General features: G+C 43.5%; 19 protein-coding genes. 8 read left to right on the forward strand and 11 right to left on the reverse strand.

The features are described 5' to 3' along the window. Positions 1-432: 432 nt before the first annotated feature. The 3 genes from LC653_RS09745 to btpA all read right to left on the reverse strand — a co-directional run bounded on the left by LC653_RS09745 (position 433) and on the right by btpA (position 5,250). Positions 433-2,631, reverse strand: a complete 2,199-nt coding sequence (locus LC653_RS09745; RefSeq protein WP_229494287.1) for a CHASE2 domain-containing protein — start codon at positions 2,629-2,631, stop codon at positions 433-435. A 630-nt stretch (positions 2,632-3,261) separates the two neighbouring features. Further along, the gene (locus tag LC653_RS09750; RefSeq protein WP_229494288.1) at positions 3,262-4,245 is read right to left on the reverse strand and encodes a vitamin K epoxide reductase family protein; all 984 of its coding nucleotides are present in this window, start codon (positions 4,243-4,245) and stop codon (positions 3,262-3,264) included. 156 nt (positions 4,246-4,401) lie between these two features. Then, positions 4,402-5,250 (reverse strand): photosystem I biogenesis protein BtpA, encoded by an 849-nt coding sequence (gene btpA / locus LC653_RS09755; protein ID WP_229494289.1) that lies wholly within the window; start codon positions 5,248-5,250, stop codon positions 4,402-4,404. A 675-nt stretch (positions 5,251-5,925) separates the two neighbouring features. Between btpA and rimO the strand changes: the two genes are divergently transcribed. The 3 genes from rimO (at position 5,926) to LC653_RS09770 (ending at position 9,663) form a co-directional block, all read left to right on the forward strand. Continuing rightward, the gene (rimO, locus tag LC653_RS09760; protein WP_229494290.1) at positions 5,926-7,245 is read left to right on the forward strand and encodes a 30S ribosomal protein S12 methylthiotransferase RimO; all 1,320 of its coding nucleotides are present in this window, start codon (positions 5,926-5,928) and stop codon (positions 7,243-7,245) included. 269 nt (positions 7,246-7,514) lie between these two features. Continuing rightward, the gene (locus LC653_RS09765; protein ID WP_229494291.1) at positions 7,515-9,047 is read left to right on the forward strand and encodes a DEAD/DEAH box helicase; all 1,533 of its coding nucleotides are present in this window, start codon (positions 7,515-7,517) and stop codon (positions 9,045-9,047) included. Between the two features lie 382 nt (positions 9,048-9,429). Further along, the gene (locus LC653_RS09770; protein ID WP_229494292.1) at positions 9,430-9,663 is read left to right on the forward strand and encodes a hypothetical protein; all 234 of its coding nucleotides are present in this window, start codon (positions 9,430-9,432) and stop codon (positions 9,661-9,663) included. 26 nt (positions 9,664-9,689) lie between these two features. On the opposite strand, the gene LC653_RS09775 is transcribed toward LC653_RS09770, so the two are convergent. From LC653_RS09775 to LC653_RS09790, 4 genes are all read right to left on the reverse strand, one after another. Continuing rightward, positions 9,690-10,637, reverse strand: a complete 948-nt coding sequence (locus LC653_RS09775; protein WP_229494293.1) for an aldo/keto reductase — start codon at positions 10,635-10,637, stop codon at positions 9,690-9,692. 325 nt (positions 10,638-10,962) lie between these two features. Next, entirely contained in the window at positions 10,963-11,187 is a 225-nt protein-coding gene (locus LC653_RS09780; RefSeq protein WP_229494294.1) for a hypothetical protein, read from the reverse strand. 136 nt (positions 11,188-11,323) lie between these two features. Further along, complete coding sequence (locus LC653_RS09785; RefSeq protein ID WP_229494295.1) at positions 11,324-11,731, reverse strand: type II toxin-antitoxin system VapC family toxin; 408 nt, start codon at positions 11,729-11,731, stop codon at positions 11,324-11,326. Beyond that, positions 11,728-11,943, reverse strand: a complete 216-nt coding sequence (locus LC653_RS09790; protein ID WP_194003523.1) for a DUF2811 domain-containing protein — start codon at positions 11,941-11,943, stop codon at positions 11,728-11,730. Before LC653_RS09790 ends, LC653_RS09785 begins: the two co-directional genes overlap by 4 nt. Before the next feature lie 168 nt (positions 11,944-12,111). Between LC653_RS09790 and LC653_RS09795 the strand changes: the two genes are divergently transcribed. Continuing rightward, positions 12,112-12,354 (forward strand): hypothetical protein, encoded by a 243-nt coding sequence (locus tag LC653_RS09795; RefSeq protein ID WP_229494296.1) that lies wholly within the window; start codon positions 12,112-12,114, stop codon positions 12,352-12,354. Between the two features lie 122 nt (positions 12,355-12,476). Here LC653_RS09795 and LC653_RS09800 read toward each other — a convergent pair whose 3' ends face one another. Further along, complete coding sequence (locus LC653_RS09800) at positions 12,477-13,295, reverse strand: Rpn family recombination-promoting nuclease/putative transposase (protein WP_229494337.1); 819 nt, start codon at positions 13,293-13,295, stop codon at positions 12,477-12,479. A gap of 24 nt (positions 13,296-13,319) precedes the next feature. Then, positions 13,320-13,472, reverse strand: coding sequence for a hypothetical protein (locus LC653_RS47885; protein ID WP_229494297.1), 153 nt, complete (start codon positions 13,470-13,472; stop codon positions 13,320-13,322). Between the two features lie 86 nt (positions 13,473-13,558). Here LC653_RS47885 and LC653_RS09810 point away from each other — a divergent pair, with 86 nt between their 5' ends. From LC653_RS09810 to LC653_RS09825, 4 genes are all read left to right on the forward strand, one after another. Continuing rightward, positions 13,559-14,992 (forward strand): BCD family MFS transporter, encoded by a 1,434-nt coding sequence (locus LC653_RS09810; RefSeq protein ID WP_229494298.1) that lies wholly within the window; start codon positions 13,559-13,561, stop codon positions 14,990-14,992. A gap of 48 nt (positions 14,993-15,040) precedes the next feature. Continuing rightward, on the forward strand, positions 15,041-15,847 hold the full coding sequence (locus LC653_RS09815; RefSeq protein ID WP_229494299.1) for an inositol monophosphatase family protein: 807 nt from the start codon (positions 15,041-15,043) through the stop codon (positions 15,845-15,847). A 210-nt stretch (positions 15,848-16,057) separates the two neighbouring features. Then, the gene (locus tag LC653_RS09820; protein ID WP_229494300.1) at positions 16,058-16,627 is read left to right on the forward strand and encodes a hypothetical protein; all 570 of its coding nucleotides are present in this window, start codon (positions 16,058-16,060) and stop codon (positions 16,625-16,627) included. Positions 16,628-16,738: 111 nt separating this feature from the next. Beyond that, complete coding sequence (locus LC653_RS09825) at positions 16,739-17,695, forward strand: MDR/zinc-dependent alcohol dehydrogenase-like family protein (RefSeq protein WP_229494301.1); 957 nt, start codon at positions 16,739-16,741, stop codon at positions 17,693-17,695. A gap of 128 nt (positions 17,696-17,823) precedes the next feature. On the opposite strand, the gene LC653_RS09830 is transcribed toward LC653_RS09825, so the two are convergent. Both LC653_RS09830 and chlG read right to left on the reverse strand, forming a co-directional pair. Continuing rightward, on the reverse strand, positions 17,824-18,111 hold the full coding sequence (locus LC653_RS09830; RefSeq protein ID WP_100901131.1) for a hypothetical protein: 288 nt from the start codon (positions 18,109-18,111) through the stop codon (positions 17,824-17,826). 83 nt (positions 18,112-18,194) lie between these two features. Continuing rightward, entirely contained in the window at positions 18,195-19,241 is a 1,047-nt protein-coding gene (gene chlG / locus LC653_RS09835) for a chlorophyll synthase ChlG (protein WP_229494302.1), read from the reverse strand. Between the last annotated feature and the right edge of the window lie 12 nt (positions 19,242-19,253).

Genomic DNA, 19,253 nt, shown 5'->3' on the forward strand with positions numbered 1-19,253 from the left:
ATAAGTATAAACACTATGTTTACTGGCTAACAACTCAGAAAAATATTAAGTAATACTTAGTTAAGTGTATATTTAAAATTTAATTATAGTAAAGATATATAAAGTTAGAGTAACGTAATTACTATACCATAAGGATTTTCAAAACTATGAACCGAGTAAGTACAGTATATTTTATTTTAGTAATAATATTGACAAAATTAATTTGCTAGTTACCTCTGATAACTAATCCCTTTCTCACCTATGTTCTTAGGTTTAGTGTTCAGGTAAAAAAGCCTTACTAGGTCTTTATCTTCCCGAAAAAACCACTTCGCAGCATATACACTATAGTTTTTCAAGATAGTCCTTTGGACGTATCTCCACTCGTCATTCCTAATGTCAAGGTAAAATTTGTGACTAAAAAGAAAAAAACCTGGAGACTTGACTCTTGCGTAATTAAGCAAATTCGTAGCGATTTTTACCCAGGTGCTTGGCACGATACATTGCTGCATCTGCTTGTTTCATTAAAGTTTCACTGTCTTGACTGTTGTATGGATAAACACTAATGCCAATACTCGCAGAGACTCGGATTGCATAGCCATCCAAGACAACTGGCTTGCTAATACTAGTTAAAATTTTTGCGGCGACTTTAGCAGCTATTTGAACATTAGGAATTGCCCGTAAAATCACAGTAAATTCATCGCCACCCAAACGAGAAACTGTATCACTAGCGCGTAAAGAGTTGCTGAGTCGTCCGGCGATAGTCATTAGCAAGCGATCGCCCACCTCGTGCCCCAGAGTATCATTGATTTGCTTAAAGCCATCTAAATCAATAAACAGCAGCCCCAGCACCAAGTTGTTGTGTTGCGCCCAATGTAACGATTCGTAAAGTTGTTCCGCAAAAAATTTGCGATTGGATAGACCTGTGAGCGGGTCGTGATAAGCTAAATGACGCAAGTGGTCTTCTTTGAGTTTTAGTTCCTTGTTAGAGCACAATAGTTCAGCAGCAGTACGTTTTAGGTGTTCTTCCATGAGCTTGCGCTGAGTAATATCTCGGATGACTCCAACTAAAAATAAATTGCCAGCTGAGTCTTTATGGAGCGATCGCTTAGTGGCAATTTGATGAGTCTGACCATGTGCATTGGTAAATTCTTCTTCATGTTCCTGGGGTTTTTGAGTCCTGAATACAAGATCATCCTGTTGTCGAAACACATCGGCTTCATGTTTAGGGAAAAAGTCATAGTCTGACTTTTCGATTAATAACTTATTCGGATAACCGATAAATCGACAATACGCCTCATTTAAAACAATCCACTGGTGTTGTTCATTTTTCACAAAAATTGGATCAGGAATCGTGTTGATTACGTGATGCAAAAATTCTTTAGAACGTTTCCACTCTTCCTGGATGTGGGCAATATGACTGGTCATCCAAATAGCTGAACTGCCAAAGCTAAACAGTGAGGGAATTAGCGGTATCCACCAACCGTACAAGAAAGCAAGGTAGGCACTCAGGGTCAATACCAAGCAACAAACTAGGATGCTAAAAAGGCTCTTAGTTGCGTGTCGTATCCGCCATGTCGTTACAGTTCCCAGATAAGACCAGATAAAAATCCATAAGTATTCCACTAAGTCAGTCCAGACTTTAAGTAACGGTCGTCCTTGCAGAGCAGCTGAGATTAACTCACTAATAAAATAAGCTTGCAGTTGAATACCAGGTACAGGCTTTGCCGTACCCATTAGACTGCTGGAGTAGGGAATGAATACAAAATCTAGGAGGCTGGGTGCAGTGGAGCCAATAAGTATAATCCGATCTTTGATTAAGTTTTCTTTAACTTTATCTGCCAGTACATCTCCCATCGATACCTGGCGAAAATTACAAAATTCTCTAGATGAACTTTGACATTTGGGTTTGGGAAAGTTAGTCAAAATTTGGTAGCCTCTAGCATCAGCTCGCACATAGGCACCATCATTAGCCTGAAAACGAGTAAATACTGCCTTACCCAATTGCAAATACTCAGGGTTGTTTTTTGCTTTGGTGGGAGTAATATTTTCTGACTTTAAATACAATAAAGCCAACTTTAGAGCAAAACTTTCGTGTACCTGATTATTAACGTGCCAATACAACAAACTGCGACGTACTTTCCCATCGAGATCATACAGCACATTGTTAAAGCCCACTTGATCCTGATTTAGCCCCAGTGGAGGTGAAACATTAACGTTTTTGTCATTTGCCAGTAACTCAATACCAATCAAGTTGGGCATTAACTTATAAACATTACGAAGTTCTTGATTACCAAGCCCTACTGCCAAATCTCGGTAGATATCTAAGCCAATAGCACGGGGTTTGTGGACGTTCAATTTTTGCAATAACTGGGCAATCTTCGCATCTGGAATCGGCCACGAACCTACTTCCTTTAAATCGGCTTCATCAATCCCTACGATGGTAATACGCTCTTCTGGCGGTTCATTTGGACGTAAGCGAAAAAATTGATCCAAACCTGCCAACTCCAAAGATTGTAATAATCCGATGGAGTGCAAAAGCAGGACGCAGATTGCAAGGCTGGCGGCAGTAATCAATTCTCTGTGTCCTCGACTAAGCGATTGTTTCAGTCCAAAGATGAACTTCACAAAACGTTTGCCTAGCTGCTGATTCATTCCCATTACACTAGTGGGGAAAAATAAATATTCTCTATTTTTTATAGCTATTAACTATCGGACTAACATAGCTCAAGGAGGAGCTAAATAGAGTTTCTAATAGTTTTTCAATTTAGTAAGGTTTTTCAAGATATCGTGGTAGTTGTGATGTACTATCATATATTGAGGCCAATTATTTGACCAAACAGCAACTGGGACTTTTGTGGCTATCAGCACAAATTAAGTATAAATATTGTTGAAAGTGAGTTCAGCGGATTTTACTTTTCAAAGGTTTGTCTGGTAAAGCTTACTCAATTAAACGCGCACATTTTTGAGCAACTAGATATTTTCCTGACAATTGTGGTAACTTCCAACAGATACACTTTTGGGTTCGGCACTGACATGATTACATCCCAAGTGACACCCAAGTGCTGTAAAAATAAATTAAAGTATACATTTTATGTTAGCAAATATACTTAATTTATTTCCTTCAGCTTAAGGTGCTTGCGGATAAAAGCGTAGGAAAATTAGTAATTGGACATTGAACAACACCTATTATCTATTACCAAAAACAAAAAAGCCAACTGGAAACAGATTTTGCTGTATTCATCCAGTTGACTGGGTGTGAACTACACCGTACCGCTAGGTCGATTACCTGAAATACTTGAAGTTACGAGGGCCCGTGTAACCAGAAACTTTCGCTAGTTCCTCTAAATTTTGGACTCCGCTATAGCTTTTACCATCGATAATCCAAGTGGGGAAGCCTTCAATTTTTGCGGCTTTACATAGTTCGGGTTGAGCTTTAAATCCCTCGGGAGCGCATTCTACCTTAACATCCTTGTTAATTACTTCCTCGGCTTCTTTACCAAAAAGCAGCTTTTGTTCATGGCAGTGAGGACACCAGTAAGCACTGTATTCCTTTGCGCCTACCTTCGCCAGATGGCGTGCTAAAGCGATTTCTGCCTCACCAGAAGTAGTAGTAACTTTCCAACCGAAGGCTGGGTTAGCGTCTCCTTTGGGAGTAAAGGTAATTTTTGCGGGTTGTCCTGGAGTTACAGGTGTAACATCTGATTGATTCACGCCAGCATAAACGCCTAAAGTGCCAATCAGCGTCACCATACCCACAATAATGGCGGTAAAGAAGATTTGTCCTATATCCTCCCAAGTTCGACCGATAATTGTCAGTACCAAAAGACTCACAGAGAACAAAGCTGAACCGATACAGTAAGGACAAATAGCTTTGATTTGAGATGCTAGCACGTACATTAAATAGCCGCTAAAGACAGACATTGCGATCGCACCCGCCAGCAGCAGCAACCACGTCCAATTTTCCACTTGCTTGCGACTATTCTTTTCCCCTGAGTTAAATACCAAGGGAGCCAAAGCAAATATCACCATACTGGTATATGCCAAAAACCCAAACAAAGCTAATGGCTGACCAAAAACCGTTGCCCAAGGGCTGGAAAGTACATCATTACAGCCCTTGACACCAGCCTGTGCCACACAAGCTGCACTGCCTCCTGTTAACTTTTCTATGGCAAGATAACCTGTTATCAGCGCACCACATCCAGCGATCGCGGCAATCAATGAACGTGACCATTTATGAATCCAAGGAGTAGAACGACGGCGAATCATAAATATTGGGGAATGGGGAATGAGGAATGGGGAATGGGGAATGGGGAATGGGGAATTGCGGAATGGGGAATAATAATTAATTGTTCGCTTGCTCCCCCTACTCCCTAGTACAGACGCGATTAATCGCGTCTCTCCCTACTCCCCACTCCCCACTTTCTAAGAATGTAACTTTACTTGTTCTGCTGATTTACTTTCACTTTTGGAGTTCCAATTGCGACGTGCAGCTTCGACAAATTGACTGACGCGAATTGGGTCAATTGGTTGCTCTATACGTCCGTGGCGTTTCAGGGAACTGGAAACTATGACACCATCTGCTGCCTGCATTAATGTATCAATATTTTCCCAATTCGCCCCACTACCGATGAACACTGGCGTGCCAGCTGCTGCACCACAAGCTAGTTCCAAATCTTCTAAGTTAGGTGGACTACCAGTAGCCCAACCAGACAAAATCACTCCGTCTGCTAAACCCCTTTCAATGGTGTCTTTCACGGCGACTGTGAGATTTGGAGAACTCAAAGGACGGGCGTGTTTCACCAACACATCGGCCAGGATTTTAACATCACAGCCTAACTCCCGTCGATAGCGGAGTAATTGATGGGCTTCTCCCTCAATTAATCCCTGATCGGTTGCCATCACTCCTGTGAGAACGTTGACGCGGATGAATTGCGCCTGCACACAGCTAGCGATCGCCATTGCACTTTTGGCGTCGTTTCGCAAAACATTTAAGCCTACAGGCAAAGTCACTAAATTTTGTATCCGCTGCACCACAATGGTCATGGCACTCACAACCACCGGATCGACTTGGTTTTTGGTAAACGGCGCGTCGAAAAAATTCTCCACAATCAGCCCGTCAACCCCTCCACTTGCCAGGGCAGCAGCTTCTTGTTCGGCGCGGTCAATCACCGCTTTTAGGCTACCTCCCCAACGAGGTGAGGTCGGCAGTGGTAGCAGGTGAACCACGCCAATAATCGGTGAGCGAGTTTTAAATAATTGATATAAGTCCACGTCTTTAATCCGCCTCGCGGAGTCTAGAGTCGAGAATTTTTTGACTATTGACTATATGACCCTTGACTCTTGACTTTTCATTAACTAGTCAAATGTGTTTTATGATAGTCGGTTTACTGCCTCCTTCCTGAGATGGAAATTGGCCTCCAACCTCCCATAAGATATGTTAAGATAAAACTTGGCTACAAGAGGAGTTTGCCACTCACTAGACGCGAGGCAGCTTTCCGTGGTTTAGGCGTCTTGTCCGCGCCCAGTCGTAGGACTTGCCAATCGCCAGGCTAGCATTACTGCTTTATTAAGCGTAGTCGCTTTCGTCGATTTCCCGGAGGGTAGCGACTTCTCACAACAAGCCCCTTGGGCGGCTTCCCGATGGGTAGATTAACAACGCACACGCTGTGGTAATGTAAAATACCAATAGGCGAATTGTTAAAAAAGATTACAAGTGTCAAATGTACCCAAAGACACTTCAATTTACCCTGGGGAACAGATTGATAGGAATATCATAACATGACCTCTATTTTTATTTATTGATAGGGTTATGAGTCCACGAGCAGTTATTGACAGTGGAGATTTGCCACTGCGCTGTTTTCATGAGGATGCTGATAGCAAAAAAGCTTAATTTTGCGCCAGAATGTTTGACTACAAGAAGAAAAAAAATGAAGATTTTTTCAAAATATGGGTGACAAGCCAACAATTGCCATTTCTCACCTGGGCTGCGAGAAAAACCGAATTGATACAGAACACATGCTGGGAATGCTCGTAGAAGCAGGCTACGGTGTAGATACAAATGAAGAGTTAGCCGATTACGTTATTGTTAATACTTGTAGTTTTATTGAAGCAGCCCGGCAAGAATCTGTCAGAACTTTGGTAGAACTGGCAGAGGCAAACAAAAAAATCGTAATCACTGGCTGTATGGCGCAACATTTCCAAGAACAACTTTTGGAAGAGTTGCCGGAAGCAGTAGCGGTGGTTGGTACAGGTGATTATCACAAAATTGTAAATGTAATTGAGCGTGTAGAACAAGGCGAACGGGTTAAACAGGTTAGTATCGAACCAACCTACATCGCCGATGAAACTACACCGCGCTATCGCACTACAACCGAGGGCGTAGCTTACCTGCGGGTTGCGGAAGGATGTGATTATCGTTGTGCATTTTGTATCATTCCTCATCTTCGAGGGAACCAGCGATCGCGTACTATTGAATCTATAGTCGCCGAAGCCGAGCAGTTAGTTAGTCAAGGGGTAAAGGAAATTATTCTAATTTCCCAAATCACCACTAATTACGGTTTGGATATTTACGGTAAGCCAAAATTAGCCGAATTACTTCGCGCTTTGGGGAAAGTAGATATACCGTGGATTAGAATGCACTACGCTTATCCCACGGGACTAACCCCAGATGTGATAGCGGCGATCCAAGAAACACCCAACGTCTTGCCTTATCTGGATTTGCCCTTGCAACATTCTCATCCCGAAATTCTCCGCGCCATGAACCGTCCTTGGCAAGGACGGGTAAATGATGGGATTATAGATCGCATCAAAACGGCGCTACCAACAGCCGTACTGCGGACAACATTTATTGTTGGTTTCCCAGGAGAAACAAGCAAGCATTTTGAGCATCTACTAGAGTTCGTTGGGCGACATGAATTCGATCATGTTGGCGTCTTCACCTTTTCCTCTGAGGAAGGAACCCCAGCTTATAAGCTACTAAATCAGTTGCCGCAAGAAGTGATGGACGATCGCCGATACCAACTGATGGAACTCCAGCAACCGATTTCTCAAAAGAAAAATCAACAGGAAGTAGGCAAAATCGTCGATGTCCTGATTGAGCAAGAAAATCCTGAAAGTGGTGAACTAATAGGTCGTTCAGGTAGATTCTCCCCAGAGGTTGATGGTCTGGTGTATGTCAAAGGCCAGGCAAAGTTAGGAACCATCGTGCCAATAGCGATTCACCACGCTGATACATACGACCTCTATGGTCAAGTAGTCAATAACTAAGTTGTCATTTGTCTTTTGTCCAAAGTCCAATGTTAAATGACCCTTACAGATTCATCCTTATACTAAGGTCAATGCTGCATTAATGGCAGTTTTCATGAGGGTTTACCTGAAACGCTGGCGGACTTGTTGGCATAGCCTCTCCAAGAGTTGAGGCCTCGCTACCGCCCTTAGCTCACTAATGACTAATGACTAATGACTAATGACTAATGACTAATAACTAATGACTAATGACTAATCCAAAATCCTTACATAAAATTTAGGACGAATTAATGACTCTTTCATTTCAAGAATTAGGCATTTCCCAAGAACGTGTCGAACAACTAGAAAAAATCGGTTTTACCGAACCCACTAACATTCAAGTGCAAGCAATTCCCCAATTGCTAGCCGGTCGTGATGTGGTAGGTCAATCTCAAACTGGAACAGGCAAAACAGCAGCATTTTCACTGCCAATTTTAGAGCGGCTGGATGTTAATCAAAAAGCTGTACAAGCGATAGTTTTAACACCAACTCGTGAATTAGCAATGCAAGTTCACGATGCGATCGCGCAATTCATCGGCAATGAAGGATTGCGGGTGTTAGCAATCTACGGTGGTCAGTCAATTGACCGCCAAATGTTACAACTCAAACGTGGCGTTCACATGGTTGTGGGCACTCCAGGACGGGTGATCGATTTGCTTGATCGCGGCTGTTTAAAGCTCGATCAAGTGAAGTGGTTTGTGTTGGATGAAGCTGATGAAATGTTGAGCATGGGCTTTATTGATGATGTGGTGAAAATCCTCTCGCAAGCGCCTGTAGATCGCCAAACAGCTTTATTCTCGGCAACAATGCCACCATCGATTCGGATGTTGGTGAATAAGTTCTTGCGATCGCCTGCGACTGTCACCGTTGAACAGCCAAAAGCCGCTCCCAACAAAATCAATCAAGTAGCTTACTTGATCCCCCGCCACTGGACAAAAGCCAAAGCTTTACAGCCAATTCTGGAAATGGAAGATCCAGAAACAGCTTTAATCTTTGTCCGCACCAGACGCACAGCCGCAGAACTCACCAGTCAGTTACAAGGGGCTGGTCACAGTGTCGATGAATACCACGGTGACTTATCGCAACAAGCGCGGGAACGATTATTAAGCCGATTCCGTAACCGTCAAGTTCGCTGGGTGGTAGCAACTGATATTGCAGCACGAGGGTTAGATGTCGATCAACTCTCCCATGTGATCAACTACGACTTACCCGATAGCGTAGAAACCTACGTCCATCGCATTGGTCGTACTGGTCGTGCTGGTAAAGAAGGAACAGCAATTTCCTTAGTACAACCATTTGAGCGGCGCAAGCAGCAAACATTTGAACGTCATAACCGTCAAAATTGGCAATTGCTGACCATTCCTACACGCGCCCAGATTGAAGCAAGACACATTCTTAAATTGCAAGAACAGGTGCGAGAAGCATTGACAGGTGAGCGTTTGGCTTCATTCTTGCCAATTGTCAGCGAACTAATTGAAGAATACGATGCTCAAGCGATCGCTGCAGCTGCACTGCAAATCGCTTATGACCAAACTCGCCCCGCTTGGTTGAGTTCAGACGTGGAAATTCCCCAAGAGGAATCCTCCGCTCCCAAACCCAGACTCGGTAAGCGTCGTGAATCTTCTAGCGAGCGCCCCCGTTCTGCGTGGAAATCAGATAGCAGCAATGAAGATGAAGAAAGACATTCTTCTCCCAAGCCAAAACTGCGGACAAGTGTTCGTGAGTCTTCTGCATCCCCTAGTAAAAAGCTAGGTTCACCTACAGCGAGAGAATCAGCTTCTTAGTCAAGAGTTAGTTAGAAGTTAATCGATTTTGGATTTTAGATTTTAAATTTTTTCTTCAATCCAAAATCCAAATCTAAAAATTGGCAAAGTTGAGGGTTAAGAGTCAAGAGTTAAGATTTTGACTTTAGACTCTTGACTTTTTGGCTTTTTTAGACAGTTCAAAAATACTAGGACTTACGCAAGAGTTACGGAATAACGTAAACACAAAGCGGTGAAGCAGCGCGGTCTTCTCACATTGGGAGACGATGCCGCGCATAGCGCAGCGTAAAGCCTTCTCTTCTTAGGCTGCGCCAACGGCATGGCAACGCTATGAGCGAGTCATCGAGCGTCTGGGGGTTTCCCCCATGAGCGACTGCTGTTAGCGCAGCGAAAGCGTTCGCGAGTGCGTCTCGTAGAGAGGTACGAGCGTCACCCGGAGGGCAAGCCGTCCGGCTACCACAGAGAAGCCAGTGCGCCCTTGCGGTTAAGAGACTTGAAGCAACTGGCGCGGCGCAGAGAAGCCAGTGCGCCCTTGCGGTTAAGAGACTTGTCCCTTGCGCGTCTCCCTGAATCCCAAAGGGAGAGGCTAGCGCCAAGGGAGAAGGAACTGGCGCGACACGGAGAAATAAGAGTTTGAGAGACATTTTGCGTAAGTCTTAAATACTACAGCCAAGGACGACTAACTTGTTCTAATTCTCCAATTTCATCGTCGCTCAATCTCCAGCCCAAAGCACCAGCATTCTGACGCACCTGTTCGGCCGTCTTCACTCCAGCAATAGGAATAACGTTCCCCTGAGCAATTAACCAGTTGAGAGCAACTTGGGCAGGAGTGCGATCGTATTTTTCTCCGAACTTGCGTAGCAAAGATATAACTGGGGCAATTTTTTGCAGCCCTTCTTTCTTAAATCGCGGGTCTATTTTCCTCGCACCAGTGGGGGTTTCAGTACTATCAATACTGTACTTCCCTGTAAGTAATCCCTGTGCTAGAGGACTATAAGCCAAAATAGTCACACCCAACTCACGGGCAGTTGCTATAATACCTTTGCTTTCAACTTGACGAGTGAGTAAAGAATAGCGCACTTGGTTCACAGCCAAAGGCACTCCCCGGGCCGCCAATATTTGATGCGCGTCCCGCATTTGCTCTGCTGAGTAATTGCTCACACCGACTGTAGCAATTCTGCCCCGCTTCACTTCATCCGCTAGGGCATTCATCAGAGTTTCTTGGCTTAAAAAGAAGGCAAAAGGCCAATGCACTTGATACAGGGCGATTCGTTCAAGTTGTAGGCGTTTGAGACTCTCTGTTAAAGCATCAGAGACGGATTGGGCTGTAAATCGCCACGGTACAGGGCCAAATTTTGTGGCTATTTGCACAGGTTGTTGTGTCTGTTGCAGAAATTGTCCCAAAAATTTCTCGCTCTTTCCCATTCCGTAGATTTCGGCAGTATCAAAGAAGGTAACACCAGCCTCTAAGGCTGCTGTAAAGGCTTCTTGTAACTGTTCTGGCCCGTAGGCACTGCCATAATTCCAAAACAGTTTATCACCCCAAGCCCAAGTGCCTATGCACAAGGGTGTAACAGATGGGCCATTTTGCCCCAATGTGATGGTTTCCACGGTTGCAAAATTTAGTTTATTTACATTTCTTTACTTTTATAGTGTATCGTTACAGCGCGATCGCCACCATTTTGCCGCAATTGTTGTTGTGCGACGCCGTAAGCGTTGCGTTAGCGAGTATTCGAGCGTCATAGCCCGCACTTCTCTACGAGACGCTGCGCGAACGACAAGCTACTTCGACTGCGCTCAGTACAAGTCAGTGACCATCGTAGACATCGCGCTTTGCCTAAAGATTTACAAATTACACCTGACAATATATCTATTTTCAGAATTAAGGGAGGCTCATAACCTCCCTTTTATAACAGTTGAGTGTATTTACTTATATTTATGAATTAGATGATTTATCCTGCTTGGCTTTTTTGATTAATTCCATGTAGACATTAATCTCATTAATTTCTACGTCATGCTCAACTTTGGTTACTTTCCATTTCTCCTTTTTTAGGTAAACTTCCTCTCCTACTCTGGGAATAAATTGGAGATCATAGAACTTTTTGAGAAAATCTTTTTGGTTTTCTTCCCATAATATTACTTTGGCTGATTCTTTACTCATTGCTTATGCCTTTTTGGTTACTAGATGAAGGTAAGTAGTTTGATGACATATATACGGCAAGTTTATCTTACTAATTCAAGGGAATAGCGTAGTTAAAACCACATTTTCACAATGTTTCAACTGACCTGTGTAATGATCACAAAGACCACAATTCCAGACTCTTGAACCAACTCAAATCTCTGTAATCTAATGTCCAAACACTAGCGTCATAAAGTTGAGCTACCGCTACAACAGAGGCATCCTCTAAAGTTCCTTGCCAGTCTGGTATCTGGCGAACCATGCTGTAAATCTCCTGAAACATTTCCATGCTCACTGGTACAGTCACTGTGTTCTCACTAATGACGCCTAGTGCAGTCATTGCAACACGGCTCGATTGTTCTCGTAGCACAAACTTGTAAACTTCAAACAGCACTGGTAGAGGGGTTAGAACCTCACCAAACAACGCTGGTAACTTACTAAAACCCGCTTTGCATTCCTGATGGTAGTCATCTTGGACAGAAACCAGGGCAATCAGGGGGCCTGCATCCAAAACGAGACGCTTCATCCTTGTATCAAATAGTCTTCATTAACTGAAGCGTCTGTAGGAGCATTTTCCACGATTCCTGCCAGCGATAGTAGCCTTGAACCATTTTTGGGGCGCAACTTTTCCGCTAGTGCTGCCTGTACAACACTTGATGGGTTTTGCTCTGGGTGATCTTTTAAGTATTGGTCAAGTTGTGTCCACAACTCATCAGGAATATAGAGTGTCCGTTTCATTTTATTAGCCTCTGAAGGTACAACACTAGTTGTACTCTCATTGTAGTTGCTGGGGTGCGATCGCTATATAAAGATTGCGTTGAAGGGGAGCTTCGCTTATTGAAACCCCCTCAGTTTGAAACTGAATCGATAGTTTACCGTTACCTCATTGCAGCTTGGACAAGATTTATGGGAGGTAAACTTCCCAATGGAGCTTTACCAAAAGAGGTTAGAATTGAAAAGAATAAGGTTTACTATACTCTTCCTCGAACTCAATTGCAGCTTTTAGATTCCCTTTTCCATAGTCTTGAAAATGGTTCTGCTTTAATGATTAACCTTCAACAAGGAAATTTAACTATTGAAACTTCAGTAGCTCTGAGTTGGAATAATTTTAAGCTTCCAAATCTGCTTCAACTTCTGAATATCAAATAGGCATATCTTAATCTGTCATATTTTGGTGCGATCGCTCTGGAAACCATGAAAGGGCAATTGAGGATTTTAATCAAGCTCTCCTCATTTTGCAAAAATATGACAACAGATATAGAATGTCCATTCTATGTGTTTTGTTGTATGGCAAGCTGGACAGCTTCTATATCAACATTGAGATGTTGAGCAATCTGCTCCATACTCATCCCTGTTTTTAGTAACAGAGGCACCGTAAGTTTCAGCATTTCAGCTTCCCGTTCTTCTCGACCCTCTTCTCGACCTTCTTCTCGACCTTCTTCTCGTCCCTCGGCTTTCGCTTCCTGATAAACCCTTGTTTGCTCCAAAGTCAGTCCCAGCATAGCTTCAACTTCCTCTCTACTCAACGAAGAAAACTTATAAACGGCGATTGTGGTTATGATATCTAGTATTTCGTTTTTCGGCAGTGTGTCCGTTGACTCTAATTTTACTTGCTCAATCAATTGCTTTGCTTGCTCTGCCATCACTTCATCCGATGCTAGAGTTAACTGCATCAAGTTGATGCCTATTGGCTGCTGATTAGTCGCGCCTAACTCATCTAAATAGATTCGCTGCACTTGGTCGCTGTTGAGAAATATTCGATGAGTTTTTTGATCGCTTGGTTCCAGAGAGCGTGATGAAAAAATTACCACACAGAACCACTCATCGTACTGAGAACGATTGCGGTTCAGGTACATCAGGGACTCGGTAAAAAACCGATGGTAGAGGGCTTCATCTCTTTGGAATTGAACTTCAGCAAAAAAGATCACCCTGGATATTGTATCCTCTGGAGGTAAAAACACACCATCGATGCGAAAAGCGGTTTCTTTGACTTCAACTGATTCAAAGCGATAGTTTTGCCCTTGCAGAGGACGATTATCAACCAGTTCAAAGAGTAACCCAGGAAAGCGCTTAAAAATTTGATAGTAAATGGAGTCTCATTTCACTACTTCATCCTAAAATTCTCTCGTTATCCGTAGGCGTAGCCCGTCGTAGACATCGCGGATTACGACCAAGCCATAAAGATTAATCCTAACTTGGCTGAAGCTTATGCTAATCGAGGTGTATAATTGCTCGCCAAATAACTGCGATCGCATCGCAACTTCCACTTTTCGTTCGCTGATTTTGAGCGGGTAGGGTTTATCTTTATTTAAAGAGAGAGATTAAATCCTATAAAGCATACGAAAAAGTAGCTATGGCAAGCGGTGAAATATTTGATACCCAAACAAAATCCCTATCTGTGCCAAAGGTAAACCTGCTGACCATGTTCCGGCTGGGTTTATTTCAGATGGGGTTGAGCATGATGTCCATTTTGACTCTGGGGGTACTCAACAGAGTCATGATTCAAGAAATAGCAATTCCAGCAACGCTAGTCTCAGTAATTCTAGCACTGCCTTTATTTGTTGCTCCTTCGCGTGTCTGGTTCGGCCAGATTTCCGATGCCAAGCCTTTATGGGGATACCACCGCACAGCTTATGTTTGGGTGGGCGCGGCAATATTTGCGATCGCAGCCTTTTTAGCAGTACAAGTAATGTGGCAGATGAATGTTGCTGGAAATAGTGCAGGTACTTGGGTATGGACAACCCAAACAATCGGCTGGACAGGTCTTTTAGCTTTAGTTTTCGCTATATACGGTCTAGGGATTTGTGCTAGCGGTACTGCTTTTGCTGCTTTGTTGGTGGATATATCTGAAGAAGATAACCGTTCTAAAGTAGTCGGTGTGGTTTGGTCGATGCTAATGGTGGGGATTATTGTTGGGGCAATTATTAGTGCCAGCTTGCTGAAACAGTTAACGCCAGAAGCAACCGTAGAAACCTTGCAGCCAGCAATCAACAGATTGTTTACTATCGTCCCAGCAATTGTATTTGGTTTAGCGATCGCAGCCACATTCGGCGTAGAAAAAAAGTACTCTCAATACTTAACCCGTTCCACACTGGTGAACCGGGAAGACAGCATTACTCTAGGCAATGCTTGGAAAATCTTGACAGCTAGCCCACAAACAGGTATATTTTTCACCTTTTTACTGGTGATGACTATCAGTTTATTTATGCAAGACCCGATTTTGGAACCTTATGCGGGTCAAGTGTTTAAAATGCCCCTAGCGGAAAGTACCAAATTAAATATTTTTTATGGAACGGGTCTACTGATTGCCTACGGCGTTACGGGCTTTTTCATTGTGCCACGATTAGGTAAGCGCAGAACTGCACGTCTAGGCTGTATGTTGGTAGCATTCTGTGCAATATTGCTGGGTATATCAGGATTTACAGCTAATGCAGCAGTTCTCAAACTAGGTTTGGTCTTATTTGGTTTAGCCACAGGTTTCTTAACAACGGCAGCAATTAGTTTGATGTTGGATCTCACCGCAGCAGAAGCCGCAGGTACGTTTATTGGGGCATGGGGATTAGCGCAGTCCCTTTCTAGAGGTGTGGCGGTAGTAATCGGAGGTACAGTTTTGGATGTTGGACGCAAGTTTTTACCAAGCCTAGAGTTAGCTTATGGACTGGTATTCGTTCTAGAAGCCGTGGGAATGGTACTATCGATTTGGTTTCTGAATCGGGTGAACATCACAGAATTTCAAACAAGTACAAAGCAAGCGATCGCTTCAGTTTTGGAAAGCGATTTAGACTAAAGTGTATGGGACAAATGACTAATGACTAATGACTAATGACTAATAACCATGAATGATTTTTGGACAACAATTCTAGATTTTGCCCAAATTACCACTACCAGAGTGGGCAAGCAGCTAATGCAAGATTTTGGGAAAGTACAGGCTGACCAAAAAGCTGATGGTAGTTTGGTGACGCAAGCAGATAAATGGGCGGATCAGGAAATTCGAGATGCGATCGCTTCTAGTTTCCTTGGCTACGGCATTTTGAGCGAAGAGAGCGATCAGTCATTTCCCGGTACTGAGTGGTGCTGGGTAATTGATCCTCTAGATGGTACAACCAACTTCACACGCGGTATTCCTCTCTGGACAATATCTCTAGGTTTACTGTATCGAGGTACACCCATTTTTGGTTATGTTTACGCACCAACCTTGAATCAAGCTTTTCATGGTTTCTGGGCAGGTTCATCTGGTTTAGCAACACCAACAGGAGCATTTCTCAACAACCACCCCATCCACACTAGTATAGATAGTCCCAGCAACAATCACTTTTTTAACCTCTGTTCCCGTAGCACCGCAGTTATTCAAAACGGCTTTCCCTGCAAAATTCGCATGTTGGGTGTGGCTAGCTATAACTTTTTGACAGTTGCCACTGCGGCTACTCTGGGTGGTATTGAGGCGACACCAAAAGTTTGGGACTTAGCGGGGGCTTGGGTAATTGTCCAGGCTGCTGGTGGGGTATGGTCATCGCTTAAATCAGAACCATTTCCGTTGTCACCCGGAGAAGATTACAGCGATCGCTCTTTTCCCACCCTTGTAGTTAGTCGCCCCGAATTAATTCCGGTATTTCAACCTTTTCTCGAAGGCGTAAAAATTTAATATAATAATTTATTGTCTATCTGAAAACACTAATTTTGTTAACCAGCCTAGTGAGCGGCGACATAGCCAAAATTAAAGTAAACAAAGTCCTAGTCAGATAGAGAAATAAAGCTGGTAATAATCCTGATTTTAGTGCAATAACAGTGTAGCGACTAATTTAAGTACAGTTGTGGCTTCCAGCACACTACTTAATTTAGGATAAATAATTTTATGTTGTCTAATCTAGATTTAATTCGAGAGTTTGTGCAAAACTCTATTCAGAAAAAAGAAGTTTTGTTGTCAAATCCTGCTTTGACAGCGCAAACAGTCTATAACACCAACCAACTGATAGCAAAAGCCGAAGGTGTGATTGCCACCGTCCAACTATCTAAGACACTATCTGAATTCTCAATTTCTCCAAAATCATCCCAGTGGGAATTGATAAATCAGGCATTAGCAGAATATAGTTATCTCCTCAAAGGAGAAGTAGATAGTCGGGGTTTCTATCAGTATCAATACTGCGAAGTTCCTAAAGGCTATGAGATGCACTGTACTAAATCTGTGCTTCTATGGCGGGCTTGGTGGAAATATCGCAAGTATACTTCAAGACAAGGGATTCCGTTGGAACTTCTGATTAGAAAACGGGATTCATGGTATCCAATTAGAGATTTAGTTATTAGCGACGGACTTCTTTATATCAAAACTTTAGGAAGTGAGATAGCACTTGACTCAGACGACCTGGTTACTTGGTTAAGCAAAATTGATATCAAAATTAAAGAAATACCTACTACAGAGACATAGGTGTGGGTAGAACCATACATTTGTTTGTACGCCAATACAACCGATTGATTTTTTTGTAAAGATTTTTGAAAGTGGTATGACAAAATAATTAGGCAAAGGACGTGAAGAGAAATGAAAGGACTTTGGCTCGAAAACAACCAGTTGCAACTACGCACGGATATTTCCATTCCTAAACCACCACAGGGAGAAGCTTTGGTGCGCGTCTTGCGTGCAGGTATATGTAACACTGACCTGGAACTACTTAGAGGCTACTATCCTTACACTGGTATTTTAGGGCATGAATTTGTCGGTGTCGTTGAACAAGGGCCAGAACATTTAGTTAACCAGCGCGTAGTTGGAGAAATCAACGCTGTGTGTGGGCATTGTCAGTTTTGTCGCAGAGGACAACCAACTCACTGCGAAAATCGCACAGTTCTAGGTATTGTCAACCGGAATGGAGCCTTTGGTGAATATCTCTGTTTGCCGGTGGAGAACTTACATTTAGTACCTGATAATGTGCCAACAGAAGTAGCAACATTTACCGAACCTATAGCAGCAGCTTTAGAAATTCAGCAGCAAGTGTCATTGCATCCAAATGATCGGGTGCTAGTGGTTGGAGATGGCAAACTAGGGCAGTTAGTAGCCCAGACACTTGCCTTAACTGGCTGTGAACTTTTAGCTGTGGGGCGTCATCGAAACAAACTGGCTAATTTAGAGGCACGGGGGATCAAAACGAGTCTAGCCGACACTGTTACAGATGGATATTTTGATATCTCAGTAGAATGCACTGGCAACCCAGAAGGATTTGCGATCGCCCGTCGCGCCCTACGTCCCCGTGGTACATTAGTGCTTAAAAGTACTTATGCAGGCAACCTCAGCCTGGATGCTTCCTCATTAGTAGTGGATGAAATCACTCTCATCGGCTCCCGTTGTGGCCCCTTTCCCCCAGCCCTCCAGTTGCTAGCCAGAGGACAAGTTGATGTGCAACCTCTGATTCAGGCTTCATACCCCCTCATTGAAGGGCTTGCGGCTTTTGAACACGCTCAGAGTCGCGGTGTTTTGAAGATATTGTTAGAGATTGGTCAATAGTGATTGGACATTGGGCATTGGGCATTGGGCATTGGGCATTGGGCATTGGGCATTTGACATTGAGAATGCTTATTCTTCTCTACTCCTCTGTTTCCCCTGCTCCCCACTTCCCACTCCCTACTCCCCAACTAATACAGATACGGATTCGTCTTCGGTTGATAGTCCAAACAATGGATTGCTTCTTCTGTATTGGCAATAGATGGGCGTACAGTACATTTAAGACGGTAATTGTCGGTAAAAAATTGGCAACCACTACAGGGTATTTGATGCATTTGCTTGGCTGTAGTCACACTATCTCGCGCCGCCGTCCAGAGACTCAAAACAGCGAGAATAGTTACAGTCCAAGCAACGACAAAGCAAATGGGGACTAAAAAAGGTTGAATCCCATGAATGAGGAAAGAGATCAGTTGCAACACGATATGTCCTGATACAAACTAGGAGTTAAAGGTATATTAACTCCTAACTCCCAACTTTTAGCTTCTGACTATGGAAGTATAATTTAAATGCCAGCATGACCCAGCGCTAAACCAGTGACGAGCATTCCTAGAACAAGGAACGGTTGGGCGCTGGCTTGGTATTTAACATCATTCTTCACGGGGTCACGCAGGAAATACATATCCTGTAAAGTGATTTGCGGAATGATTAACAGTATTAGTATTGTTGCATACAAATTCTCATGGATGCTGACGAGATAAGCTGCTATCAATCCTTGAAATACATCAATTGTGACTACACAAATCCATGCCGCAGTGGTGATGCCAAACATTACGGGTAGTGAATTTAATCCTAGCTGGCGATCCCCTTCTACACTCTTAAAATCATTGACGATGGCAATACCCAATCCAGCCAAGCTGTAGAACATTGTCAAAATCACGATTGTGGAATTGAGATCACCAAACAAAGCGTGTCCTGTAGACCAAGGTAGGGTGATATAACTTGCACCCAAGGCGTAGCTACCTAGCCAGCCGTTTTGCTTGAGTTTCAGGGGAGGTGCAGAATAAATGTAGGCGATGAAAGAACCGATAATCGCGATCGCTGTAATTGTCGGGAATTCATGACCAGACCACACATCCAGCGCAAATGCCAAAGCAATACCAGCAATTAGTAATACCCAAATCTGAATAATTACCTGGGATAGGGGAATTGCCCCAGAGGGAATCGGGCGATAGGGTTCATTGATGGCATCGATTTCGCGATCGTAGTAATCATTGAGGATTTGGGTGTAACCTGTCATCAATGGCCCAGCCAGCAGCATACAGGTTGCTACCTTCAACACATTTTCCAGTGTCCAAGTATAGTTACCAGAAGAAGCCGCACCACAGACTACGCCCCAAATTAGGGGAATCCAGGTAATCGGCTTCATTAGCTGCAAACGAATTTTCCAAATTGAAGTTTCCCCAGACGCTGCACCTTTCATCCCCAGCAGTTGCCTAGTTTTCGCACTGCGATCGGCAGATGCGTTCGCTTTTTCGCTGGAATTATTTACCACTGAGTCTAATGCCTCAGCTGGGTTAGGGTCTGGGGTAATGGGAGTTGATTCTGACATAAAGCGTATTTT

Origin of the sequence: Nostoc mirabile CHAB5784, from assembly GCF_020829645.1 — a bacterium.
GTDB lineage: Bacteria > Cyanobacteriota > Cyanobacteriia > Cyanobacteriales > Nostocaceae > Nostoc > Nostoc mirabile.